Source organism: Mesorhizobium alhagi CCNWXJ12-2, assembly GCF_000236565.1.
Classification (GTDB): Bacteria; Pseudomonadota; Alphaproteobacteria; order Rhizobiales; family Rhizobiaceae; genus Allomesorhizobium; species Allomesorhizobium alhagi.
The window spans coordinates 1-22913 of the sequence record NZ_AHAM01000184.1 but is presented as its reverse complement, the minus strand read 5'-3'; the positions used below and the strand labels follow the sequence as shown (position 1 = coordinate 22913).

The window sequence follows — 22913 nt, the reverse complement described above, 5'->3', positions numbered from 1 at the left end:
TTCCGGTTCCCTGGACCTCGGGCGGCGGCGCCGGCATGTTCGTATCCGACATTCCCGGTCAATGCCGGAGCGACCCCGCTCCCGCCCCGTGCAGGAAGCCTGAACGAGGTGCGTCTACGGCTAAATTCGTGGGTGTTTCTGGTTGACGGAAGGGATCAATCTATATCGGCGACGGGCTGCCCGGCCGAACCTTCGATGCGCTGCGACAGCGACGCTTCCATGAAGTCGTCGAGGTCGCCGTCGAGTACGTCGGAGGGGCTGGTGCTTTCCACGCCGGTTCGCAGATCCTTCACCAACTGATAGGGCTGCAGCACATAGGAACGGATCTGGTGGCCCCAGCCGATTTCGGTCTTGGCCGCCTCGGTCGCGCTTGCCGCTGCCTCGCGCTTCTTGAGTTCTTCCTCGTACAGCCTCGAGCGGAGCATCTCCCAGGCCTTTGCCTTGTTCTTGTGCTGCGAGCGCTCGGCCTGGCAGGCGACCGCGATTCCGGTCGCGAGATGGGTGATGCGCACGGCGGAGTCGGTGGTGTTGATATGCTGGCCACCCGAGCCGGACGCGCGGTAGGTGTCGATGCGAACATCCGATTCGCTGACGTCGATGTCGATGGAATCGTCGATAACCGGATAGACCCAGACGCTGGCGAACGAAGTGTGCCGGCGGGCGTTCGAATCGTAGGGCGAGATGCGCACCAGCCGGTGCACGCCGGACTCGGTCTTCAGCCAGCCATAAGCATTGTGACCCTTGATCATCACGGTAGCGGACTTGATGCCGGCCTCCTCGCCGTCGTGGACTTCCAGCACCTCGACCTTGAAGCGACGCCTTTCGGCCCAGCGCGTGTACATGCGCAGCAGCATCGACGCCCAGTCCTGGCTTTCCGTGCCGCCGGCGCCGGCGTGAACTTCGAGATAGGTGTCGTTGGCGTCGGCTTCGCCCGAAAGCAGGGTCTCGATCTGCCGGGCCTTGATCTCTCCGGAAAGCGAACGGATGGCGGTTTCCGCCTCCGCGACGATATCGGCGTCGCCCTCCTCCTCGCCCATTTCAATGAGGTCGGTATTGTCGGCAAGCGCCTGCGACAGCCTTTTGACGGAAGTGATTCCATCATCGAGGCTCTGGCGTTCGCGCATCAGTTTCTGCGCTTCCTGCGGGTCGTTCCAGAGGCTCGAATCCTCCGCGCGCATATTGAGGTATTCGAGACGCTTCAGTGCCTCGTCCCAGTCAAAGATGCCTCCTCAGCAGGCTTATGGCCTGCTTGATTTCATCGACGAGCTTTTCCGTTTCTGCGCGCATGGCAGGTGTTTGTCCTGAATGTGTGGTGCCGGTTCGGGTTGGCGCGGAACATAGGGAGGCGTCCGCGGGCTGTAAAGCAAAATGGGCCGGCGCGGGCCGGCCCATTTATTCGATGCGGATGTGGGATCAGTAAAGGCCGCCGCCGCCCGTCTGGATGGCCTTGCTGGCTTGCGGAGACAGCGCTTCGCCGGTGATCGAGCCGCCATCCTCGCCCATACCGATAACCCAATAGCTGTCGGCCGGGCCCGTGCCGGGCTTGAAGGCTTCCATGATCGTTCCCGGTTCGCCCGCGCCGGCCTGCATGCCGGTCTTGCGGTTGATCGCGATGAGTTTCATGCCCTCTGGCACCTGGAATTCGGTCGGCGGAACATCCTTGAGCACTTCGGCCATGAATTCCTTGAAGATAGGCGCCGCAAGACCGCCGCCGGTCGAGCCTTTGCCCAAGGTCCTCGGCTGATCGAATCCCAAATAGAGGCCGACCACCAGATTGGGCGTGTAGCCCATGAACCAGGTGTCCTTCTCGTCATTGGTCGTGCCGGTCTTGCCGGCGATCGGGCGGCCGAGCTCCGATACCGTAACGGCGGTGCCGCGGGTGACGACGCCTTCCATCATCGAGGTGATCTGGTAGGCTGTCATCGGATCGAGCACCTGCTCGGCATTGTCGATCAGTTCCGGCTCAGGCTGCTCGGCCCACTCCTCCGCCACGCAGCCTTCGCAACCGCGCTCATCGTGCTTGAACACGGTCTTGCCGTAGCGATCCTGGATCCTGTCGATTAGCGACGGCTTGATCTGCCGGCCGCCATTGGCCATCACCGAATAGGCGGAAACCATGCGCATGACGGTGGTTTCGCCTGAGCCAAGCGACATGGCGATGTGAGGCGGCATCTTGTCGTACACGCCGAAGCGCTCGGCGTATTCGGCCACCAGTTTCATGCCCATGTCGTTGGCCAGCCGCACGGTCATGAGATTTCGCGAACGCTCGATGCCGGCGCGCAACGTCGACGGACCGGCCGCCCTGCCGTCATAATTCTTCGGCGACCAGACCTCGTTTCCGATTCTGATGGTAATCGGCCCGTCCATGATGACCGACGCCGGCGTATAGCCATTGTCGAGCGCGGCGGCATAGACGAACGGCTTGAACGAAGAGCCCGGCTGGCGCATCGCCTGCGTTGCCCGGTTGAACTCGGACTGCGCGTAGGAGAAGCCGCCGACCATCGCGAGCACGCGGCCGGTATGCGGATCCATCGCCACCATGCCACCCGACACTTCCGGCGGCTGGCGCAGCATGTAGCCGTCCTCGCCTTCCTTCTTTTCGACGAACACCACGTCGCCGGGCTTCAGCACGTCGGCTGGAGAATCCGCCTTGACACGCTTGCCGTCGACGACATGGCGCATGGCAAAGCTCATGTCTTCCTTTGAGACGGTTGCCTGCTCGCGCTCGTCCGCAAGCGCGCCGGATGCCTTGCGTTTGGGCTGAAGGCCAACCGTCAGGCCCGCTTTGGAGCTTTCGAGCACCACCGCCAGCCGCCATTCCGGCACATCGTCGAGGCGCTTGACCTCACCGAGCGGCACGGCCCAATCGCCGGAGATGTCGATCGTCGTCACCGGGCCGCGATAGCCGCGCAGCATGTCGTATTTCATCAGGCCGCGCTGCATCGCCTTGCGTGCGACACGCTGCATCTCGGGATCGAGCGAGGTGCGAACCGACAGTCCGCCCTCGTAAAGCGCATCCTCGCCATAGCGCGCGATAATCTCGCGGCGCACTTCCTCCGTGAAATACTCACCGGCAAACAAGTATGTTCCACCTCGGCGTGGAGTGACGCCGAGCGGTTCGGCCTTGGACTTTTCGCCTTCCTCGCGCGAGACATAGCCATTGGCGACCATCTGGTCGATCACCCAGTTACGGCGTTCGATCGCACGGTCGGTATATTTGAACGGGTGGTAGTTCGATGGTCCCTTGGGCAGCGCGGCCATATAGGCGGCTTCCGCTACCGTCAATTCGCTTACCGACTTGTCGAAATAGGTGAGTGCCGCCCCGGCAATGCCGTAAGAGCCCAGGCCGAAGAAAATCTCGTTGAGGTAGAGTTCGAGAATCCGGTCCTTGGAATAGGCCTGCTCGATGCGGAAGGACAGGATCGCTTCCTTGACCTTGCGCTCCAGCGACCGCTCATTGGTCAGGAGGAAGTTTTTTGCGACCTGCTGCGTGATCGTCGAGCCGCCCGTCATAGGGCCGCCTCTCAAATAGACAACAGCGGCACGGGCGATGCCTTCCAGATCAATGCCCGGGTGTGAGTAGAAATTCTTGTCTTCCGCTGAAAGGAAGGCAGCCTTTACGCGGTCGGGCACGGCCTGGATCGGCAGATAAAGGCGGCGCTCGCGCGCGAACTCGCCCATCAGCGCGCCATCCGACGCATGGACCCGCGTCGTCACCGGCGGCTCGTAGCTGGCGAGCACCTCATAATCCGGCAACCCCTTGGTCAGGTTGCCCACATAGACGGCGACTCCGGCCGCCACCAGAAGCGCCAGCATCGTGCCGATGCCGAAGAAATAACCAATAAGCCGAATCATGCCCGCTCCAGTCCGAGATCGGGATTTCTCTCCGTAATAGCAGAGACAACCGCAAGTCGCGGAACCATGCCCGATCCGATAGCGGTCAGCCTTGTCGCGCGGATGTGGATAAAATGCGGCAGCATGACGAGGGTCGCGGAAATCTTGGCGATTAAACCACGTGGTGTGGCGTGGACGCAACGCCCGGCGCGACGGGCCGTGACAGGAAGCCCGGGCATCACCCGCCTGCCGATCGCGCCGCGGCAAAATCCGCGATGGCATTGGAGATGCTCGTCGCCGCCTTGCCTCGCCAATCCGGGTCGCGCAATTGCGCCTCGTCCTTGGGATTCGACATGTAGCCAAGCTCGACCAGGACAGAAGGCACGTCCGGCGCCTTGAGCACCTTGAAGCCGGCGAAGCGATGAGGATTGTTGATCAGTCCGACAGTGTTTGACAACTCGCCGATCAGCGAACGGGCGAACCGGATCGAGAAATTGTGCGTCTCGCGGCGGATCAGATCGACCAGAATGTCGGCGACCTCCTGTTTCTCGCCCTCGATCTCCATTCCGGCGAGTTGATCCGACAGGTTTTCGCGTATCGCCAGCGCCTCGGCCTCCTCATCGGATGCCTTGTCTGAAACGGTGTAGACGGTCGCACCGCGAATGCCCTTCAGGCGGATCGTATCGGCATGAATGGATATGAACAGATCCGCTTCATGCTGGCGCGCGATTCGCACGCGTTCGTCGAGGCGCAGGAACTCGTCCTTTTCCCGGGTCACGTGCACCTCGTACTTGCCGGTGGAGGCGAGCTTCGCCTTCAGTTCCAGCGCAAAGGCCAGCGTGATCGTCTTCTCCTCTGTCCCGCTGCCGCCCTTGGCTCCGCCGTCGATGCCGCCATGTCCCGGATCGATGACAATGGTGAAGGGCCGCGCCGCATCATCGGCGGGAGCCTTGCCCAGACGATCGCTCTTCGGGGTGGCGACGGTTGCGCCCGTGGTCTGGGACTGCTCCGCGAGCGCCTCCTCGAATTGCCTGTCGGACGCGGCAACAAGATCCACCACCAGCCGATATCCAGGCCCATCTTCGTTCTTCAGGACGTCGAGCCTCTCGACGGTGAATGGTCCCTTCGATGTCAGAATCAGCCGCGACTTGCCCTCTTGGAGGTGCCCGTAGCGCACATCCTTGACCAGGCCGCCCGCCTTCAAGTCGTCGGGATGCAAAAGGAATTTCGTATCCGGGAGATCCACAACGAGACGATGCGGCGCACGCAACAGAAGCCACTGGGGATTGGGTTCGCCGTCGAAATTCAGGACGACGCGCATGCGCGTTGCGTCGCCGGCCATCTTGAAGTCACGCGCTTCCAGCGGCGCGGCCTCGGCCAGGGACAGCGCTGCCTGGAACACCATGAACATGGCAAGCATCAAGCCACGTGCGGCGCCGCGCAGAGAAATCTTGCGGGCAGCCTGCCTCGTCCTCATGCTTTCGAAATGCATTCCAGCCACCCTGCTCCCGATTTGCCGCCGGTCCAGGACCGGCTCCCGGCCACGCGTCCGTTAGGCTCGATGTCGCTTAACGATTGGTATCCAGATAAGGTTAACCAAGCCTTTTTTGCCCGGCTTTCCGCAGCGGCATAGCTTTTGCCGGCATCCGAAAACGGGGTTGCTATAAATGCCATCAAATCATAAAAGCGACATTGGATCACTGCAATGCCCCGAGGCCCGTCGCCTCCGCTTTCCACAACACAGCCAAGGCGACGAATACGGCTTCAATCGCAACCTGCGACAAGGCCGAAGGTGATCGCGACGGATTTCGTCGCGGTGTTTGCGGCAACGTGAACCCCGACGTCGAGGAAAACGGCCGGAACGACAACTCCGCGCCGGCTCTGTACGAGCAAACAGCTGGTCCGGTTTTTCCGGGCTTTGGTTCAAATGGTTCCGCAAGGTTACGCGATGGCTTCAGGCGCAATCATGGAAAGGTCCGCAGGTTACCGCGCCGGTTCGGCAGCGGGCGGCACCGCCATGGCGTCCAGGCAGCGGCCCGCGGACGTTAATATGTCCGGCATGCAGCGATTGACGGGTTCGGAGAGGCGCATTTCGCCGCTTCCGGGCCCGCTGGCTGCATCCGGCGGGAAAAGAAATAATGCCCAACAAGATGCTAATAGACGCCTCCCACCCGGAGGAAACACGGGTCGTCGTTGTTCACGGTAACCGTATCGAAGAATTCGATTTTGAATCCCAGGATAAGAAGCAGCTCAAAGGAAACATCTATCTCGCCCGCGTCACGCGGGTAGAACCCTCCCTTCAGGCAGCCTTCGTCGAATATGGCGGAAACCGGCACGGTTTCCTCGCCTTCAGCGAAATTCATCCAGACTACTATCAGATCCCGGTCGCGGACCGTCAGGCGCTACTGCGTGCGGAAGCCGAGGCCGCCGAGGAAGAGAATGACGAGGACGGCGAGGGCGAGGACCGCCAAGACCGGAATCGCGGACGCCGCCGCCGGCGCGGCGGCAAGAATCGCGACCGCAGCGGCGAGGTGCGATCGGCCGCCGAGGGCGCCGAGGGCGCCGATGACGACAGCGAAGCTGTGGGCGACGGCGAGAACGATGAAAGCGTTACCTCAGACGATGACGTCGATCCGGTAGCTGGGGATGACGTTAGCGCAGCCGGCGCGGGAGCTGCCGAAATCTCGCCGGACGCCGCCCTTGACGATGCAACCAACATTACGATGGCCGCCACGGCGGATGCCCACGTCGTTTCCGAAGAAATTTCCAAGTCGAGCCTGACGGAAAACGATCGCGGCGGCGTGATCGAGGACGTGACCGCATCCAATGATGACGATCATGAGGTCGAATCGGTCGGCGCCGAGGACGCGATCGAGGAAGCCCGCAACCGCCGCAAGCCTGTACGCCGCCACTACAAGATCCAGGAAGTCATCAAGCGCCGGCAGATCCTGCTGGTGCAGGTGGTCAAGGAAGAGCGCGGCAACAAGGGCGCAGCCCTGACCACGTATCTCTCGCTCGCCGGACGCTACTCGGTTCTGATGCCGAACACCGCTCGCGGCGGCGGCATTTCGCGCAAGATCACCAATGCGCAGGACCGCAAGCGCCTGAAGGAAGTGGTGCAGGATCTCGATGTGCCGCAGGGCATGGGCGTCATCCTGCGCACGGCCGGCGAAAGCCGCACCAAGGCCGAGATCAAGCGCGACTACGAATATCTGATGCGGCTCTGGGAAACGGTCCGGACGCTGACTTTGCAGTCGACCGCCCCTGCCCTCGTTTATGAGGAAGGCAGCCTGATCAAGCGCTCGGTGCGCGATCTCTACAACAAGGACATAGACGAGGTTCTGGTTTCGGGCGAGGACGGCTACCGCGAAGCCAAGGACTTCATGCGCATGCTGATGCCGAGCCACGCCAAGGTGGTTCAGCCCTACCGCGACACCACGCCGATCTTCGTGCGCAACGGCATCGAGGCGCAGCTCGACCGGATGCTGCAGCCGCAGGTCACGCTGAAATCGGGCGGCTACATCATCATCAACCAGACCGAGGCGCTGGTTGCGATCGACGTGAACTCCGGACGCTCCACCAAGGAGCATTCGATCGAGGAAACCGCGCTCCACACCAATCTCGAGGCCGCCGACGAAGTCGCACGGCAGCTCAGGCTGCGCGATCTCGCGGGCCTGATCGTCATCGACTTCATCGACATGGAGGAGAACCGCAACAATCGTGCGGTCGAGAAGCGCCTGAAGGATTGCCTCAAGAACGATCGCGCGCGCATCCAGGTCGGCCGCATCTCGCATTTCGGCCTGATGGAGATGTCCCGCCAGCGCATCCGCGCCAGCGTGCTCGAATCGACGATGAAGCCCTGCCCGCATTGTGGCGGAACCGGGCATGTTCGTTCGGAATCGTCCGTGGCGCTGCTTGTGGTCCGGGCCATCGAGGAATTCCTGATCAAGGATTCGCGCAACCACATTACGGTGCGAACCCCGACCTCGACCGCGCTCTACGTGCTCAACCACAAGCGCAGCACGCTTGCCGAACTTGAGGCGCGCTTCGGCCTGACGATCACGATCGAGATGGACGATTCGGTCGGCGCGCAGCATTACGCGATCTTCCGCGGTGCGGTGGCCGAGAAGCCTGTCGGCGGTCCCGTTCCCCTGCTCGCGCCTGTCTATGACGAGCCGGAGGACGAAATCGTCGAGGAGGAGGAAGAAGTCGTCGAGACCGCGGCCGAGGAACGGCCAGCACAGCCGGTCCAGAGAGCCGAAACCGGCGAGCAGCGCGACCGCAAGCGGCGGAAGCGCCGCAGACGGCGCGGCGGCAAGGATCGCGATCGCGATGCCACGCATGTGGAAGGCGCGGCGACACAGGATGTTGCGGCCGCCGCCGACGAAGATCGCGCCGAGACCGCTGAGGCGGTCGAACCCGTCGCAGCCGAGGCTGCGGACGAAACCGGCGAGGATGTCGACCGCAAGAAGCGCCGGCGCGGCAAGCGCGGCGGCAAGCGCAACCGGCGTGACGAGGACGGAGCGGAGCAGCAGGACGAGACCGTCGCGGCGGAACCTGTAGCCGTCGAGGCTTTGTCGGAGCAGGTGACTGAAGACGCTGCCGTCCTTGCGGCCCCGCCTGAGGAAGCGCCTGCTGTCGACGAACAGCCCAAGAAGCCTCGCCGCGCCGCCAGGCCGAAAAAGGTGAAGGCGGAAGAGGCTGCGGAAGCGGCGGTTTCCGCGGAACCGGCGATGGCCGAGCCGGAAGCGATTGCGGTGACGGCCGAAGAAAAGCCCAAGAAGCCGCGCGCCCCGCGGCGCAAGAAGGCAGAACCGGCCGAGGCGGCTGCCGCTCCTGCCAACGAAGCGCCCGAAACGGCAGAGGAAAAGCCGGCCGAACCTGTCGTCAAGCTCGTGTCTTCGACTGGCGAGGAAGAAGAGGAAGCCACCGACGGAAAGCCGAAGAAGGCCGGATGGTGGCAGAGAAAAAGCTTTTTCTGACCAGCTTTTATGCTGATTACCTAAAGGGGGCCCGCACCGCTGACGGCGATGCGGGTCTTTTCTTTGGCGCGCTGCCGGCTCAAGGCGAAAAGATCGACCAGTTCATAGCCTTGGCGAGCTTTTCCAACGCGATCGATCCCAGCCTGGAATTTCCGGCCGCGTTGAGGCCGGGCGACCAGACCGCCATCGACGCAACGCCCGGAACGACGCCGAGGATACCACCGCCGACGCCGCTCTTGCCCGAAATGCCGACCCTGAATGCGAAGTCGCCTGATCCGTCATAATGGCCGCAAGTCAGCATCAGCGCGTTGATGCGCCGCGCCCGCTCGGCCGAAACAACCGAATGGCCGGTTGCCGGATTGCGCCCGTCGCAGGCCAGAAACCGGCCGGCCAGCGCCAATTGGCGGCACGTCATGGCGATGGCGCAGTGGTGGAAATAGACGCCGAGCGTGAGTTCGGCTGCGTGTTCGAGATTGCCGAAGGAACGCATGTAGTTGGCCAGCGCGAAGTTGCGGAAGCCGGTCGCCCGCTCTGACGCAGCGACTTCGTGGTCAATGAACACGGTTTCGTCGTCGGCCAGGAACTGTACGAAGCGCAGGATTTCGCCGATCGCCTCGCGCGGCTGATGCCCCGCCAGCAGCACGTCCGAAACGACGATCGCGCCGGGGTTGATGAACGGATTGCGCGGTATTCCCCGCTCCTGTTCGAGCTGGACGATCGAGTTGAAGGGGTTTCCCGACGGCTCACGCCCTACCCTTTGCCACAGCGAGTCGCCGATCTTGCCGAGAGCTAAGGTCAGCGTGAAGACCTTGGATATGCTTTGGATCGAAAACGCTTCGTCGGCATCGCCCGCGCAAAACACGCGTCCGTCCACCATGGCGATAGTCAGGCCGAATTTTCTTGGATCAACCTTGCCGAGTTGCGGAATGTAGGTTACGACGTCACCGCGATCGGCGCGGGCGGCCATCTCGGCAGCGATATCCGAGAGCACGGCTTCGATTTCGGGCATTGGCGCCTCCGTCAGCCGAGCCAGCGGCCGATGCGATCCAGCGCTTCGGCCATATCGTCATGGCTGCCGGCATAGGAAAAGCGCATGAAGCGCTGGCCGGCGAGCGGATCGAAATCGTGGCCCGGCGTTGCCGCGACATGTGCTTCCGCCAGCATTGCGCGGGCAAACTCCATGCTGTCGTTGGTCAACCGGGAAACGTCGCAGTAGGCGTAGAATGCCCCGTCCATTGGCGCGGCGAGCGAAAAGCCGAGTTCCGGGAGCCTTTGCATCAAGAGATCGCGGTTCCAGGCATAACGGGCCTTGACCGCCTCCAACTCGTCGGTCGCCCGGAACGCTTGCGTCGCGCCAATCTGCGACAGTTCAGGTGCGGAGATGTAAAGGCTCTGCTGGACGCGCTCGACCGGCCGGACGAGCTTTTCCGGCAGAACCATCCAGCCGATTCGCCAGCCGGTCATGCAGTAATATTTCGAGAAGGAGTTGATGACGGTTACGTCGGGGCTGAAGGCGAGCGCCGTGGTATCGGGCGCCGAATAGGCCAGGCGATGATATATCTCGTCGGAAATCAACGCGATTCCAAGTTCCTCGGCCGTTCGAACGAGTGCTTCGAGGTCGTCCGCAGGAACCACGGCTCCCGTCGGATTGGCCGGGCTGGCGAAAACCGCTCCTTTGAGCGGCTTTTCGGCATGCGCTTCCCGAAGGTGTTCGGAACGGAGGTAGGCAGCGCCTTCCAGTTCGATCTCGACGACATCGAGGCCGAGGGCTTTCATGATGTTGCGATAGGCTGGATAGCCGGGCGCGGCGATGGCGACACGGTCGCCGGTGTCGAACATCGCCAGAAACGCCAAATTGAATGCAGCCGAGGATCCGGTGGTCACCGCGATCCGCGTGGCCGGCACTTCAAGCCCATAATATTCCTGGTAATGCGCTGCTATGGCGTTGCGCAGCTCGGCCGTGCCCAGCGCGTCGGTATAGCCGATGCGGCCTTCGACCAGCGCCTTTGCCGCAGCCTCGCGGACCAGCGTCGGCGCAGGGTCGGAAGGCTGCCCGACCGCCATCGAGATCACCGGCTTGCCGAGCGCTTTCAGCCGATTGGCTTCGGCAAGCACGTCCATCGCGTGGAACGGCTCGACATCGCCGCGCCGGGAGAGTGAAACCGCCATATCCGCACCATTCCTTCATATGCGCTCGGGCAATGCGCCGCACAAATGCCCGAATGATGTGGGGATCACAAGTTCATGAAATGCGGCGCTTCGACTTTTCATCCCACCATGGCTCGTTTACCAGTGGTTCCCGCTATGCACGCACGATTTCCGATACTTGCAAAATTGGCCAAAACGGCGAGAGCGCTGACAGCAGTGTCGCTTGCTCTCGCCGTGAGCGTAACGAGCCCGGGCAGCGCTGTGGCTCAGGGCAATCTGCCGGTCGTGCGCGATGCCGAAATCGAAGCGCTGGTCCGCGACTATGCGAGGCCGATCCTCAAGGTCTCCGGCCTTTCCAAATCCGGCATCGACATCATTCTGGTCAACGACACTCGTTTCAACGCCTTCGTGGCCGGGCGGCGCATGTTCATCAATACCGGCGCGCTGCTGCAGTCGGAAACCCCCAACGAGATCATCGGCGTCATAGCCCATGAAGCCGGCCATATTGCCGGCGGCCACCAGGAGCGCCTGCGCGACCAACTGGCGCGTGCACAGACCATGGCGGTCGTGGCCGGGCTGCTCGGCATCGGTGCGGTGGTTGCCGGCGCGGCGGCAAATTCCAAGGAGATCGCCCAAGCCGGCGGCGGCCTGGCAGCTGGCGGTGGCGAGTTTGCGCGGCGCGGGTTGCTCGGCTACCAGCGCTCGGAGGAAACCACGGCGGACCGCTCGGCGATTACCTATCTCGAGGCGACGGGACAGTCGTCCAAGGGCATGCTGAAGACGTTCCAGCGCTTCCAGAATGCGCTTTCGCTTTCCGGGTCGCGCGTCGATCCTTACCAGGTCAGCCATCCAATGCCGCGCGAGCGCATCGCCAACCTCGAGGAACTGGCGAAGCGCAGCCCCAATTACGATCGCACGGATTCGCCGACGCTGCAGCAGCGCCACGATATGATGCGCGCCAAGATCGCCGTCTATACGCAAGGCCAGTCGGCGGCGGCGCGGCTGTTCCGCAAGAACCCGCAGGGCCTGCCGGCGCAGTACGGCGATGCGATGGCCACCTACATGTACGGCAATCCGCGCTCGGCGCTCGGGAAGGCCGACGCGCTGATCAAGGCGCAGCCCAATAACCCGTATTTCCACGAATTGCGGGGCGACATACTGATGAAGGCCAACCGTCCGGCAGACGCGGTCGGCGCATACACCACCGCAGTGCGGCTGGACCCCGTCAAATCCGGCATCCTGCCGATTTCGCTTGGGCAGGCGCTGATTGCGGTCGGCGATCCGGCGTCGCTGAAGCAGGCGGTGGCGGAGATCAAGAAGGGACTTCAGCGGGACCGCGAAAACAGTTCCGGCTATCGCTACCTCGCGCAGGCCTATGGCCAGCTCGGCGAGATTCCTGAGGCCGAACTCGCCACCGCCGAGGGACACTTCTACCGCGGCGCCTACAAGGATGCGAAGATCTTCGCGGCCCGCGCCCAGCAGAGATTCAAGCGCGGCGCACCGGGCTGGGTCCGCGCCCAGGACATCATCAATTACAAGATGCCAGGCAAGAAGAAATGAACCTTCCGCGCCGGTCGGACGACTGAACGGAAACTCCAGAGGAAACGACCATGAACAAGGCACTTTTGTTGGGAGCAGCCGGCGTCGCCGTGGCTTTTGGATTGCTGGCGGCGGGCTTCGTTGCCGGCAAGCCGCAAATCGCCAAGGCCGAAGACGCACCGCAGGTGCTAACCGTCGCCGCGGCCGAGACGCAGCTCGACCGGAAGCAGGTCGAGACGATCGTGCGCGAATATCTGCTGTCGAATCCCGAACTGATGCTCGAGGTGCAGCAGGCGCTCGAAACCAAACAGCAGGAGGAGCAGCGCGTCGCCCATCTGCAGGTGATCGAGGAAGCCAAGGCCGAGATATTCAACGCCGCCTATGATGGCGTCGTCGGCAATCCCGATGGCAAGGTGACGATCGTCGAGTTCTACGACTACAATTGCGGCTACTGCAAACGCGCCCAGGAAGACATGCTGGCGCTGACCGCGGCTGACCCGGAACTGCGCTTCGTGCTCAAGGAATTCCCGATCCTCGGCCCGGATTCGCAGAAGGCCCATGTCGTCTCCATGGCCTTCCGTGCGCTTGCGCCTGAAAAATATGGCGAGTTCCACAATGCGCTGCTCGGCGGAGCCGGCCGCGCCAGCGAAGACAGCGCCGTCAAGCTCGCAGTTTCGCTGGGTGTCGACGAGGCCAGGCTGCGCGAAGAGATGAAGAATCCGGAAATCACCAAGGCGTTCTCGGAAACCTACGAACTCGCCAACCGCCTGGCGATTACCGGAACGCCGTCCTATGTCGTCGGCAACGAGGTCGTGTTCGGCGCGCTCGGCAAGGAGGTCCTGACCGAGAAGATCGCGGCCGCCAAGACCTGCATCGAGGCCGCCACCTGCTGATCGGGCCTTTCCGACGCCCGCCGCTGTGGACAGAGAAAGAAGCTGCTTGCGCTCTTTTCGCGGCGCTCTATGCCCAGTATAGAAGTCCCGGCGCGCCAGATGCCTTCTGGTGCGGCGAAAGGTGCATATATTGAAAACGATTTTCATCCTGAACGGTCCCAACCTCAACGCGCTCGGCAAGCGGGAACCCGGCATATATGGCGGAACGACGCTGGCCGGCATCGAGGAGGATTGCAGGAAGGCCGGCGCGGCATTGGGGCTGGAGATCGTCTTTCGCCAGTCCAACCATGAAGGCGATCTGGTCGACTGGATCCAGGAGGCCGGCGAGAAGGCGGCCGGCATCGTCATCAACGCCGGCGCCTACACCCACACCTCCATCGCGATACATGATGCGATCCGCTCGGTCTCGCCGTTGCCGGTCGCCGAAGTGCATCTTTCGAACATTCACGCCCGCGAGGCGTTTCGGCACACATCGATGATCGCGCCCGTCTCGACCGGCATGATCTGCGGCTTCGGCCCGCTTGGCTATACTCTGGCACTTCAGGCGCTGGCGGCGCGGCTGTGACAGACAGAACAGGAAAAGGTTCCGACATGTCGACAAAGAAGACCGGTGTTGACCAGCAGCTGATCCGCGATCTCGCCGGTATCCTGAACGACACGAATCTCACCGAGATCGAGGTCGAGCTGGACGATCTGAAGGTGCGCGTGTCGCGCCATGCGCAGGCCGTTCACAGCGTCCATGCGCCCGCGCCGATCGTTCATCACGCGCCGGCCGCTCCATCTTCGGCGCCCGTACAGGCTCCAGCCCCTGCCGCCGACCTGTCGAAGAACGCAGTGCCTTCGCCGATGGTAGGCACTGCCTATCTGGCCCCCTCGCCCGATGCAAAGCCGTTCATCGATGTGGGTCAGCAGGTAAAGGAAGGCCAGACGCTGGTGATCATCGAGGCGATGAAGACGATGAACCAGATTCCCTCGCCGCGTTCGGGAACGGTGACCGCGATCCTCATCGAAGACGGCCAGCCGGTGGAATTCGGCATGCCGCTCGTCGTCATTGAGTAGCCCGGGGAAGCCGTACCTCATGTTCCAGAAAATCCTGATCGCCAATCGCGGCGAGATCGCCCTTCGGGTCCTGCGTGCGGCGAAGGAACTCGGCATCCAGACCGTCGTCGTCCACTCGACCGCCGATGCCGACGCCATGCATGTGCGCCTGGCGGACGAGAGCGTCTGCATCGGCCCGCCGCCCTCGCGCGACAGCTATCTCAACATCCACCAGATCGTCGCCGCCTGTGAGATCACCGGCGCGGACGCGGTGCATCCCGGCTACGGCTTCCTGTCCGAAAACGCCAAGTTCGCCGACATACTGGCCGCGCACAACATCACCTTCATTGGCCCGTCCGGCGACCATATCCGCGTCATGGGCGACAAGATCGAAGCCAAGCGCACCGCCAAGCGCCTCGGCATTCCCGTCGTCCCCGGCTCCGAGGGCGCAGTGTCCGACGAAGGCGAGGCCAAGCGGATCGCAGCCGATATCGGCTATCCCGTGATCATCAAGGCCTCCGCCGGCGGCGGCGGCCGCGGCATGAAGGTCGCACGCACGGAACAGGATCTCATCCAGGCGCTGCAGACGGCCAGCAGCGAGGCCGGCGCGGCCTTCGGCAACAGCGAAGTCTATATCGAGAAATTCCTCGAAAAACCGCGCCACATCGAAATCCAGGTTTTCGGGGACGGCGCAGGCAAGGGCATTCACCTCGGCGAACGCGACTGTTCGCTGCAGCGCCGCCACCAGAAGGTTTGGGAGGAAGCGAATTCGCCGGCCCTCAACGAGGAGCAGCGCACCCGGATCGGTGAAACCTGCGCCAGGGCGATCGCGGATCTCGGCTATTCGGGCGCCGGCACGATCGAATTCCTCTATGAGGATGGCGAGTTCTACTTCATCGAGATGAACACCAGACTGCAGGTCGAACACCCGGTGACGGAGGCGATCACCGGCATTGATCTGGTGCACGAACAAATCCGGGTGGCATCGGGCGGCGGGCTATCGGTGCGCCAGGACGAGGTGCGGTTCCAGGGCCATGCCATCGAGTGCCGCATCAATGCCGAGGACCCGCGCACATTCACGCCCTCACCGGGCACGATCACGCATTTCCATACGCCGGGCGGCCTCGGCATCCGCGTCGATTCGGGCGTCTATTCCGGCTATCGCATTCCGCCCTACTACGACAGCCTGATCGGCAAGCTGATCGTGCACGGCCGCAACCGCGTCGAATGCATGATGCGGCTGCGCCGGGCTCTCGATGAGTTCGTTGTGGACGGCATCAAGACCACGCTGCCGCTGTTTCGCGACCTCGTAGGCAATCCCGACATCGCCAATGGCGACTACGACATCCACTGGCTGGAAAAGCATCTGGCGGAGACTGTATAATAAGGGTCGATGACCCGACCATACGCCCCCGGCTACCGCATTCCGACCGACCTGCTGCTGAAAGCCTATGCGTCGGGCGTGTTTCCGATGGCCGAAAGCGCGAGCGACCCCGAAGTCTTCTGGGTCCGTCCTGAAACGCGCGGCATCATTCCGTTGGACACGTTCCACATTCCTCGGAGCTTGCGCAAGACGATGCGCCAGGGTCGTTTCGAGATTCGCTTCGACAGCGATTTCCCGGGCGTGATCGACGCCTGCGCCGAAGCCAGGGAAGAGCGCAAGTCAACCTGGATCAACCAGCCGATCCGTGAGGCCTACATTGGACTGTTCGAGCGAGGCCACTGCCATTCGGTCGAGGCGTGGCATGGCCGGAAGCTTGTGGGCGGGCTGTACGGCGTGACGCTCGGCCGCGTTTTCTTCGGCGAAAGCATGTTCTCCAGGGAAGCCGACGCTTCCAAAGCCTGCCTCGTGCGGCTGGTCGAGCGCCTGCGCGAACGCGGCTTCGTGCTTCTCGACACGCAGTTCACAACGGAGCATTTGAAGCGCTTCGGCGCGATCGACGTGCCGCGCGGCAAATATGAGAGAATGCTGGAGGACGCGCTGGAGGGCGAAGCGGTCTTTTTCCCCTAGCGCCCGAGACGCCACCGTGCTGGCCGTTCAAGCCAGCGGCGTCTGCTGGTGGAACACCATCTTCCAGCGGCCGTCGCGCTTCGCATAGCCGGTGCTGACCAATGCGGCGTAGCGCCCGCCGCTTTCGCGTGTCGCCCGCGCCTCGTAGCTCAGGATGGTGGTGTCTTCCGAGGGCGTGACCAGCCCCTTCAACTTGATTTCAAGGTCTTTCCAGCGATTGCCGTTCTTGACTGTGGCCGCAATATCCTTGTTGCTCATCACGCCGGCCATGTCGCGGTTGAACACGATCAGGCAGGATTCGTCGACGTTCTCTTGGTAGAATTTAGAACCGCCGGTCCAGAATTGCCTTTCGAGTGCAAGCAGCTCTTGCTCAACCGAGGCCATGGCGCATTGCTCCCGTCGTGTTCGACACGCGGAAAAAACGGCCGCCTCTGGTGAATGTTCCGGGTTCGAGCGGCCTAGTGGTGAAAATCTGACGCTTGATACCCGATGCGCAATACCTGTTCCGACCCTACGACGGACGTTCCGTCTCATGAGCACCCGTGTTATAATTCTTGAGCGCTCAGCGCGCCAATTCCGCATATCAGGGGGATGGGAAATGCAAGCTGTATCCCATGCGGAGATGAGGGCAGCGGCGGAAGAGCTTGCTCGCGTATTCACGCGGACTTGGAACATGCGCGATGGGCCGGGTTATGGCGAGGCTTACTGGCCCGATGCGGAACTTGTAGACCCGACCGGTCAAATCTGGGGTGATCGAGACGCCATCGCACAAATGCACGTCGACCTGTGGAGCGGACCCGGCCGAACCACGGAAGCTACGGCCCGTGTGCGGCGCATCAGGCCGATTGGTCGTGATACGATGATCCTTGACCTAGATGTGGAGGTGAAGGGTTTCTCTCCTGCGCCTCCTGGTGCGCAGGAGCACGGGGATAGGACGATCAAGTCTCACCTCAAGCATATAGTCGAGAAGCGTGGAAGCGATTGGAAGATTGTCGCTTCCCAGAACACGTTTGTCGCCGCCATGGCTTCCAAGTGAGCCAACACGCTTAGGTCCATTTTCCACCACCCTGAGCGGGCCTACGACTTCGGTACCAAGCGTCAGATTTTGACCACTAGTTTGTCGTTGCAGCTTCCGGCGCCGGCACGTCGGACTTTTGCTTGCAGGCCTTCAGCCAGACGTCGTAGACGGCGTGCTCGACCGCGTTCAGGCCCGGGCTTTCGGCGAACATCCAGCCGGTGAAAATCCGCCTGATCTTGCGGTCCAGCGTGATCTCGTCGACCTCGACGAACGAATCGGTCTTGGGCTCTTCGGTATCCGGCCGCGAATAGCAGACGCGCGGCGTCACCTGCAACGCACCGAACTGCACGGTCTCGTCGATATAAACGTCGAACGTGATGATGCGGCCGGTGATCTTGTCGACGCCGGTGAACTCGGCGACAGGATTGTTGATGCGCTCGGCTTTCGCAGGCGACAGCGCGACGATCGCGGCCGCGGCGGTTACGGCGGCCATGGATGCCGCTCGTCTTCCGAGCGAGGTCAGGCTGAATTCGATCATCTTGAAGTACCGGAATTTGCGGCCGTGATTCTGTCGCGCGCCGAGGCCCGTGACGACCAAGCGAGTAGCCGCCAATTGTGGCGAGAAAACACCGCCGCTCCGTCCAACCTCAACCGCCAGGCGTCCAGGCATCGTAGTCGCCGGTAACCTGCGGGCGATGCCGGCCGGACAGAAGCGAGCCCTTCGGCCGGTAGGCGGCGGCGCTGCCGGTCAGGTTGGGCTCATGGGACTTTTCCCATTCGCGGGCCGCATAGCTTTCCTGCGACGGCGCAACGTCGACCCGGTGATGAATCCAGCCGTGCCAACCGGGCGGAATCATGGATGCTTCGGCCTGATCGGCGTAGATCACCCAGCGACGCGTACGGCCCTCCGAATCGGTACCGCCCTGATAATAGATGTTGCCGAACTCGTCGCGTCCGACCTCGGCGCCGTGCCGCCAGGTATGGAAGCGCGTTCCCAGCGTCTGGCCGTTCCACCAGGTGAAAAACTGCAGGAGGAATTTCTTCATCGAACTACCCTGTCGCCGCGCTTCATGCACGCCCGCTTATGGCTTTCGGCGGCGATGATGGCAAGTGTTCCGCCGTCGCACGAAGCGGTCAATCGAGCGCCTTTTCCAGCACCATGGCCGGTATGCCGGATTGCGGGCCTCCACAATTGGCGGTCTCGCCTGCCTGAACGAAACCGTTGGCGCGGTAAAACGCCAGCGCGGCCGTATTTGCCGCCTCCACTTCGAGGCGCAATGTGCGCGCATCGGGAAAACTGTCCGCGATCTCATCCAGGAGCATCTTTCCGATGCCCTTCCCCTGGAAAGACGGGTGCACGTAAAGCTGGTGCAGCATCACCAGCTTGGGATCGCTCGTGGCAGCCGCGTAAGCCATGCCGCCGATCACCTTGCCGTCATCGGCGACGAGGAACTCGGAATTCGGCCGCGCCATTCGCGCCTTCAGAGAGGCTATGGAGTGCCAATCATCGGTGATTTCCGTCACCCGCTCAACGCCGTAGATCGCATCGTAGGTGGCGTGCCAGGTCTCGACCAGCAGCGCCCGCACCGCGGCGAGATCGCGCTCGCTGGCGGTTCGCACAAACATTCTTATTCCTCGATCCCGAGCTTGGCCTTGACCAGGCCGTTCACCGCCTGCGGATTTGCCTTGCCGCCCGTCGCCTTCATCACCTGGCCTACGAACCAGCCGGCCATGCTCGGCTTGGCGCGCGCCTGTTCGACCTTATCGGGATTGGCCGCGATCACTTCGTCCACCGCCTTTTCGATCGCGCCGGTGTCGGTGACCTGCTTCATGCCGCGGCTCTCGACCAGTTCGCGCGGGTCGCCGCCCTCGTTCCAGACGATTTCGAACAGATCCTTGGCGATCTTTCCCGAAATCGTACCTTCCTTGATCAGATCGATGACGGCGCCTAGCTGATCGGGCGAAACCGGCGCATCTTCAATACCTTTGCCGGCCTTGTTCAACTGGCCGAGCAGATCGTTGATGACCCAATTGGCGGCGAGCTTGCCGTCACGCCCAGCCGCGACTTTCTCGAAATAATCGGCAATAGCTTTCTCGGAAATCAAAATGGATGCGTCGTAGACCGAGAGGCCGAGGCTGGAGACCAGCCGCGCCCGCTTGTCGTCCGGCAGTTCCGGCAATTCCGCGGCCAGGGCATCGACATAGGCCTGGTCGAATTCGAGCGGCAGAAGGTCCGGATCGGGGAAATAGCGATAGTCGTGCGCCTCTTCCTTAGAGCGCATCGAGCGGGTTTCGCCCCTGCCCGGGTCGAACAGCCGCGTTTCCTGGATGATCTTGCCGCCATCTTCGAGGATAGCGATCTGGCGGCGCGCTTCGGACTCGATCGCCTGGCCGACGAAGCGGATCGAGTTGACGTTCTTGATCTCGCAGCGCGTGCCGAATTCTCCGCCCGGGCGACGCACGGAGACGTTGACGTCGGCGCGCATCGAGCCCTCGTCCATATTGCCGTCGCAGGTCCCGAGATAGCGAACGATCGTGCGCAACTTGGTAAGGTACGCCTTGGCCTCGTCAGCGGAGCGCATGTCCGGCTTCGACACGATTTCCATCAGGGCGACGCCGGATCGGTTGAGGTCGACATAGGACATGGTCGGATGCTGGTCATGCATTGACTTGCCGGCATCCTGCTCGAGATGCAGCCGCTCGATTCCGACCTCGATATCCTCGAAATTGCCTGCCCGGTCGGGGCCGACGGAAACCGTGACGATGCCCTCCCCGACGATCGGCTGCTTGTACTGCGAAATCTGGTAGCCCTGCGGCAAATCGGGATAGAAATAGTTCTTACGGTCGAAGACCGAGCGGTGGTTGATCTGCGCCTTCAGCCCAAGCCCGGTGCGGATCGCCTGCTTCACGCATTCCTCATTGATGACCGGCAGCATGCCGGGCATCGCCGCGTCCACCAGGCTGACATTGGCGTTAGGCGCGGCGCCGAACGAAGTCGATGCGCCGGAAAACAGCTTGGCCTGCGACGTCACCTGCGCATGCACCTCCAGGCCGATGATGATCTCCCAATCACCGGTGGCGCCGGAAATGAAGCGCTTCGGATCGGGCGTACGTGTGTCGATGATGGTCATGAAGGCCTGCGTCGGTAGGGTCGGGAATATCTGCAAGATGTATATTCAGCGTCGGCATTCGCTAGTGCAAATGGCCGGGAGAGGCAAGCGTCGGGAGAATGGACTGGCGTTTTCAAAAGCCGCTCGTTATATGCGAAACATCCCGATGGAGTGTGGATGTCTACCTTCGCTCAGTCCCGTTGAAGCCCTGAGCTTTTAGAAGCCAGGGCATGAAAACCGAAACCGCCGTGCCGCTCATGCGGCTGCGGCTTTTTGTGTTGGCCTATCGGCCAGGTTTTCCGGACTTCCACATCATGGACATATCGCGCAGCGAACAGCGCATTCTTCACCTGCTTGCGCAGGGCGGACGCATTGAAATCGAAAAGGACGACAGAAAACGCATAGAGGCGATCCAGTGCCTGACCCGCGACGGCTGGCACTATCCTGGATTCGATCTCGACCTGTTCAGGAAGCTGAAGCGGAAGAAGGCAATCGCCTCCTCCGACGGCGGACCGTACCGCATCACGCGGCGCGGCCTGCAGCTCGTCCGCTCCGAACTCGACAACAGGTGATTGGAAGGACGCCGCCGGCTCCTCGCCGGGTCGGCGGCGTCTGGCTCAAGCCGTGGCGATATAGGCGCGTATCTCCGCCGCCTCGCGCTCGACATCCTCGATGCGGCGCTTGACCACGTCGCCGATGGAAATGATGCCGTTCAGCAAGCCATCCTTTTCGACCGGCAGATGGCGGAAGCGGCCTTTGGTCATGATCTCCATGACCTCGTTGACAGTGTGGTGCTCGTTGCAGATCTTGACTTTCGGCGTCATCACCATGCGAACCGCATGATCGAGCGCGGCGGCGCCGTCCTTGGCGATGCAGCGCACGATGTCGCGCTCGGAGAGAATGCCGACGATCTTGCCGTCGCCATTGGTGATCACCAGCGCGCCAATCCGGTGCTCGGCGAGAATTCGGATGGCTTCCGCCAGTTTCTCGTTGGGGCCAAACGTGTATACATCGTGGCCTTTCTGTTCGAGAATAGCCTTCACTGTCACGGCGCGTCCTCCTTGGCGTTGGCGGCGCACGGGCGCTGTGTCGCAGTGCCTTCGCTCCGCCTGTACATCGTGCCCCTCCGCCCTTTCCATTTCAAGTACGAAGCGCTTGCAGACCGGGCGTTACGGGTTACGCGGCGGTTGGCGGTCGAACAGGCGGACGCCGAAGAAACCCGCCAGGAAGCCGCCGACATGCGCTTCCCATGCGATGCGGTCTTCGACGCCCGGCGCGAAGCCGACAAGGCCGGTGACCAGATTGATTGCCATCCAGATGACGAGGAATGTCAGCACGCCGCGCATTCGCAGCACGAGCGATATGGGCAGCAGCGCGCCGGTGAAAGCCGCCTTTCCCGCCTCGCGGTCTATGCGGAAACCGAACCGCGCCGCGGCCGCCATCATGCCCGATATGGCGCCGGACGCTCCCACAAGCGGCGATTGGTCGAGAGGATGAAGCAGATAATGCAGCCCAACCGCTGCAAGCCCGGTGAAGGCCCAGAATGCCGCGAAGCGCGCCGCGCCAAGCCGGTTTGCGAGCGGCGAACCGAACGCCGCGAGCCAGATCATGTTGATGGCGAGATGCGCGAAGTCGCCATGCAGGAAGGCATAGGTGAAAGGGCTGGAGAACGCATAGACGTCAATATCGAACTGGCCGGAGTAGCGGATCGGGATAAAGGCCGTCCGTATCAACAGCTCCAGATCCTGCTCGAAATCCAGCGCGTATACCCGCACCAGATGGACGATGGCGCAGATCGCAATGGCCGCCAGCACTATGCCGGGGAGATTGAACGCCGGCTCCCGGCGCTTGGGCGCGCCGTCTTGTTCGTCTTCGCTAGGCTCGGGCGGCGATTGGTTCATGCTGCGTTTCCGGGGGGAACTGAAACGCTCACTTAGGACAGAGCAGGCCGAATCACAAAAGAAAAGCCGCCCAGGGTTGCCCCTGGACGGCTGGTCGAGCCCCCTGCTCTCCCCAATGCTTTTGACCGAAAGTGCTGCCTGTCGTCGTGAAACGACCGCTTCTGGAGTGATTTCAGCGTGCCACAGCCCGGCCGGAGCAACAATCTAAACCATTGGTTAACCTTAACGGCCCCGACCGGTTAACAACCGATAACCGCGCTGGCACGCAACCTGCTCCACCCCGCATGTAGACCATCGAACAACGCCCTTCTGTTCGCCGATGGGACACCGGACAGCAGATCGCGCGGAGCGGAGAAGCATGAAACAGAACGGATCGATCAACCTGTTCCAATACTGGAACCGATTGCGCAACGGACGCCCCGCGCCGAAGCGGACCGAG

General features: G+C 62.4%; 22 protein-coding genes. 10 read left to right on the top strand and 12 right to left on the bottom strand.

Translation table 11 applies throughout. From position 1 onward, the window contains the following. Nucleotides 1–155 precede the first annotated feature (155 nt). The 3 genes from prfB to MAXJ12_RS21275 all read right to left on the bottom strand — a co-directional run bounded on the left by prfB (nucleotide 156) and on the right by MAXJ12_RS21275 (nucleotide 5326). Nucleotides 156–1287 (bottom strand): peptide chain release factor 2 gene (gene prfB / locus MAXJ12_RS21285; protein WP_139043970.1). Its coding sequence is split into 2 segments (ribosomal slippage): nucleotides 156–1220 and nucleotides 1222–1287, totalling 1131 coding nucleotides; the frame shifts between segments, so codons are not numbered across the junction. 126 nt (nucleotides 1288–1413) lie between these two features. Then, nucleotides 1414–3855 carry a penicillin-binding protein 1A gene (locus MAXJ12_RS21280; protein ID WP_008838050.1) on the bottom strand — a complete coding sequence of 814 codons (2442 nt, stop codon included), beginning with the start codon at nucleotides 3853–3855 and terminating at the stop codon, nucleotides 1414–1416. 217 nt (nucleotides 3856–4072) lie between these two features. Next, nucleotides 4073–5326, bottom strand: coding sequence for an N-acetylmuramoyl-L-alanine amidase (locus MAXJ12_RS21275; RefSeq protein WP_008838049.1), 1254 nt, complete (start codon nucleotides 5324–5326; stop codon nucleotides 4073–4075). Nucleotides 5327–5972: 646 nt separating this feature from the next. Here MAXJ12_RS21275 and MAXJ12_RS21270 point away from each other — a divergent pair. Then, nucleotides 5973–8816, top strand: a complete 2844-nt coding sequence (locus tag MAXJ12_RS21270; protein ID WP_008838047.1) for an Rne/Rng family ribonuclease — start codon at nucleotides 5973–5975, stop codon at nucleotides 8814–8816. A 79-nt stretch (nucleotides 8817–8895) separates the two neighbouring features. Here the strand turns inward: MAXJ12_RS21270 and MAXJ12_RS21265 are convergent, their stop codons facing one another. Continuing rightward, nucleotides 8896–9825: a glutaminase gene (locus tag MAXJ12_RS21265; RefSeq protein WP_008838046.1), complete on the bottom strand. Its 930-nt coding sequence runs from the start codon at nucleotides 9823–9825 to the stop codon at nucleotides 8896–8898. 11 nt (nucleotides 9826–9836) lie between these two features. Beyond that, nucleotides 9837–10985: a pyridoxal phosphate-dependent aminotransferase gene (locus MAXJ12_RS21260; RefSeq protein ID WP_008838045.1), complete on the bottom strand. Its 1149-nt coding sequence runs from the start codon at nucleotides 10983–10985 to the stop codon at nucleotides 9837–9839. Between the two features lie 135 nt (nucleotides 10986–11120). On the opposite strand from MAXJ12_RS21260, the gene MAXJ12_RS21255 reads away from it, so the two are divergent. The 6 genes from MAXJ12_RS21255 (at nucleotide 11121) to aat (ending at nucleotide 16445) form a co-directional block, all read left to right on the top strand. Beyond that, nucleotides 11121–12524, top strand: coding sequence for a M48 family metalloprotease (locus MAXJ12_RS21255; RefSeq protein ID WP_050898867.1), 1404 nt, complete (start codon nucleotides 11121–11123; stop codon nucleotides 12522–12524). 50 nt (nucleotides 12525–12574) lie between these two features. Continuing rightward, nucleotides 12575–13396 carry a DsbA family protein gene (locus tag MAXJ12_RS21250; RefSeq protein ID WP_008838043.1) on the top strand — a complete coding sequence of 274 codons (822 nt, stop codon included), beginning with the start codon at nucleotides 12575–12577 and terminating at the stop codon, nucleotides 13394–13396. 130 nt (nucleotides 13397–13526) lie between these two features. Beyond that, nucleotides 13527–13961 (top strand): type II 3-dehydroquinate dehydratase, encoded by a 435-nt coding sequence (gene aroQ / locus MAXJ12_RS21245; RefSeq protein ID WP_008838042.1) that lies wholly within the window; start codon nucleotides 13527–13529, stop codon nucleotides 13959–13961. 26 nt (nucleotides 13962–13987) lie between these two features. After that, the gene (gene accB, locus MAXJ12_RS21240) at nucleotides 13988–14455 is read left to right on the top strand and encodes an acetyl-CoA carboxylase biotin carboxyl carrier protein (RefSeq protein ID WP_008838041.1); all 468 of its coding nucleotides are present in this window, start codon (nucleotides 13988–13990) and stop codon (nucleotides 14453–14455) included. Nucleotides 14456–14474: 19 nt separating this feature from the next. Next, nucleotides 14475–15818: an acetyl-CoA carboxylase biotin carboxylase subunit gene (accC, locus tag MAXJ12_RS21235; RefSeq protein WP_008838040.1), complete on the top strand. Its 1344-nt coding sequence runs from the start codon at nucleotides 14475–14477 to the stop codon at nucleotides 15816–15818. A 9-nt stretch (nucleotides 15819–15827) separates the two neighbouring features. Further along, nucleotides 15828–16445 (top strand): leucyl/phenylalanyl-tRNA--protein transferase, encoded by a 618-nt coding sequence (aat, locus tag MAXJ12_RS21230; RefSeq protein WP_008838039.1) that lies wholly within the window; start codon nucleotides 15828–15830, stop codon nucleotides 16443–16445. 27 nt (nucleotides 16446–16472) lie between these two features. Here the strand turns inward: aat and MAXJ12_RS21225 are convergent, their stop codons facing one another. Continuing rightward, nucleotides 16473–16829: a hypothetical protein gene (locus MAXJ12_RS21225; protein ID WP_008838038.1), complete on the bottom strand. Its 357-nt coding sequence runs from the start codon at nucleotides 16827–16829 to the stop codon at nucleotides 16473–16475. Between MAXJ12_RS21225 and MAXJ12_RS39865 the strand changes: the two genes are divergently transcribed. Further along, entirely contained in the window at nucleotides 16828–17481 is a 654-nt protein-coding gene (locus MAXJ12_RS39865; RefSeq protein WP_085984009.1) for an SgcJ/EcaC family oxidoreductase, read from the top strand. The genes MAXJ12_RS21225 and MAXJ12_RS39865 overlap by 2 nt on opposite strands. A 76-nt stretch (nucleotides 17482–17557) precedes the next feature. Here MAXJ12_RS39865 and MAXJ12_RS21215 read toward each other — a convergent pair whose 3' ends face one another. From MAXJ12_RS21215 to gatB, 4 genes are all read right to left on the bottom strand, one after another. Then, on the bottom strand, nucleotides 17558–17956 hold the full coding sequence (locus MAXJ12_RS21215; RefSeq protein ID WP_244421541.1) for a DUF2155 domain-containing protein: 399 nt from the start codon (nucleotides 17954–17956) through the stop codon (nucleotides 17558–17560). Nucleotides 17957–18110: 154 nt separating this feature from the next. Next, on the bottom strand, nucleotides 18111–18509 hold the full coding sequence (locus MAXJ12_RS21210; protein WP_008838035.1) for an NADH:ubiquinone oxidoreductase subunit NDUFA12: 399 nt from the start codon (nucleotides 18507–18509) through the stop codon (nucleotides 18111–18113). An 88-nt stretch (nucleotides 18510–18597) separates the two neighbouring features. Beyond that, a complete protein-coding gene (locus MAXJ12_RS21205; RefSeq protein WP_008838034.1) occupies nucleotides 18598–19089 on the bottom strand; it encodes a GNAT family N-acetyltransferase in 492 nt (163 codons plus the stop codon). Between the two features lie 2 nt (nucleotides 19090–19091). Beyond that, nucleotides 19092–20594 carry an Asp-tRNA(Asn)/Glu-tRNA(Gln) amidotransferase subunit GatB gene (gatB, locus tag MAXJ12_RS21200; protein ID WP_008838033.1) on the bottom strand — a complete coding sequence of 501 codons (1503 nt, stop codon included), beginning with the start codon at nucleotides 20592–20594 and terminating at the stop codon, nucleotides 19092–19094. A gap of 293 nt (nucleotides 20595–20887) precedes the next feature. Between gatB and MAXJ12_RS21195 the strand changes: the two genes are divergently transcribed. After that, entirely contained in the window at nucleotides 20888–21145 is a 258-nt protein-coding gene (locus tag MAXJ12_RS21195; RefSeq protein WP_040587254.1) for a YjhX family toxin, read from the top strand. 45 nt (nucleotides 21146–21190) lie between these two features. Here MAXJ12_RS21195 and MAXJ12_RS21190 read toward each other — a convergent pair whose 3' ends face one another. Together MAXJ12_RS21190 and MAXJ12_RS21185 are read right to left on the bottom strand one after the other, a co-directional pair. Next, on the bottom strand, nucleotides 21191–21622 hold the full coding sequence (locus tag MAXJ12_RS21190; protein ID WP_008838031.1) for a CBS domain-containing protein: 432 nt from the start codon (nucleotides 21620–21622) through the stop codon (nucleotides 21191–21193). A 120-nt stretch (nucleotides 21623–21742) separates the two neighbouring features. Continuing rightward, nucleotides 21743–22474: a rhomboid family intramembrane serine protease gene (locus MAXJ12_RS21185; RefSeq protein ID WP_008838030.1), complete on the bottom strand. Its 732-nt coding sequence runs from the start codon at nucleotides 22472–22474 to the stop codon at nucleotides 21743–21745. A gap of 358 nt (nucleotides 22475–22832) precedes the next feature. Here MAXJ12_RS21185 and MAXJ12_RS35375 point away from each other — a divergent pair. Next, nucleotides 22833–22913: PAS domain-containing protein (locus MAXJ12_RS35375; RefSeq protein ID WP_008838029.1), on the top strand; the 81-nt coding region annotated here is incomplete at its 3' end.

Coding starts and splice junctions, on each gene's coding strand:
- MAXJ12_RS21280 (WP_008838050.1), bottom strand. CDS start 3,855: ATGATTCGGCTTATTGGTTATTTCTTCGGCATCGGCACGATGCTGGCG.
- MAXJ12_RS21275 (WP_008838049.1), bottom strand. CDS start 5,326: ATGCATTTCGAAAGCATGAGGACGAGGCAGGCTGCCCGCAAGATTTCT.
- MAXJ12_RS21270 (WP_008838047.1), top strand. CDS start 5,973: ATGCCCAACAAGATGCTAATAGACGCCTCCCACCCGGAGGAAACACGG.
- MAXJ12_RS21265 (WP_008838046.1), bottom strand. CDS start 9,825: ATGCCCGAAATCGAAGCCGTGCTCTCGGATATCGCTGCCGAGATGGCC.
- MAXJ12_RS21260 (WP_008838045.1), bottom strand. CDS start 10,985: ATGGCGGTTTCACTCTCCCGGCGCGGCGATGTCGAGCCGTTCCACGCG.
- MAXJ12_RS21255 (WP_050898867.1), top strand. CDS start 11,121: ATGCACGCACGATTTCCGATACTTGCAAAATTGGCCAAAACGGCGAGA.
- MAXJ12_RS21250 (WP_008838043.1), top strand. CDS start 12,575: ATGAACAAGGCACTTTTGTTGGGAGCAGCCGGCGTCGCCGTGGCTTTT.
- accB (WP_008838041.1), top strand. CDS start 13,988: ATGTCGACAAAGAAGACCGGTGTTGACCAGCAGCTGATCCGCGATCTC.
- accC (WP_008838040.1), top strand. CDS start 14,475: ATGTTCCAGAAAATCCTGATCGCCAATCGCGGCGAGATCGCCCTTCGG.
- aat (WP_008838039.1), top strand. CDS start 15,828: ATGACCCGACCATACGCCCCCGGCTACCGCATTCCGACCGACCTGCTG.
- MAXJ12_RS39865 (WP_085984009.1), top strand. CDS start 16,828: ATGGCGCATTGCTCCCGTCGTGTTCGACACGCGGAAAAAACGGCCGCC.
- MAXJ12_RS21225 (WP_008838038.1), bottom strand. CDS start 16,829: ATGGCCTCGGTTGAGCAAGAGCTGCTTGCACTCGAAAGGCAATTCTGG.
- MAXJ12_RS21215 (WP_244421541.1), bottom strand. CDS start 17,956: ATGGCCGCCGTAACCGCCGCGGCCGCGATCGTCGCGCTGTCGCCTGCG.
- MAXJ12_RS21210 (WP_008838035.1), bottom strand. CDS start 18,509: ATGAAGAAATTCCTCCTGCAGTTTTTCACCTGGTGGAACGGCCAGACG.
- MAXJ12_RS21205 (WP_008838034.1), bottom strand. CDS start 19,089: ATGTTTGTGCGAACCGCCAGCGAGCGCGATCTCGCCGCGGTGCGGGCG.
- gatB (WP_008838033.1), bottom strand. CDS start 20,594: ATGACCATCATCGACACACGTACGCCCGATCCGAAGCGCTTCATTTCC.
- MAXJ12_RS21195 (WP_040587254.1), top strand. CDS start 20,888: ATGGACATATCGCGCAGCGAACAGCGCATTCTTCACCTGCTTGCGCAG.
- MAXJ12_RS21185 (WP_008838030.1), bottom strand. CDS start 22,474: ATGAACCAATCGCCGCCCGAGCCTAGCGAAGACGAACAAGACGGCGCG.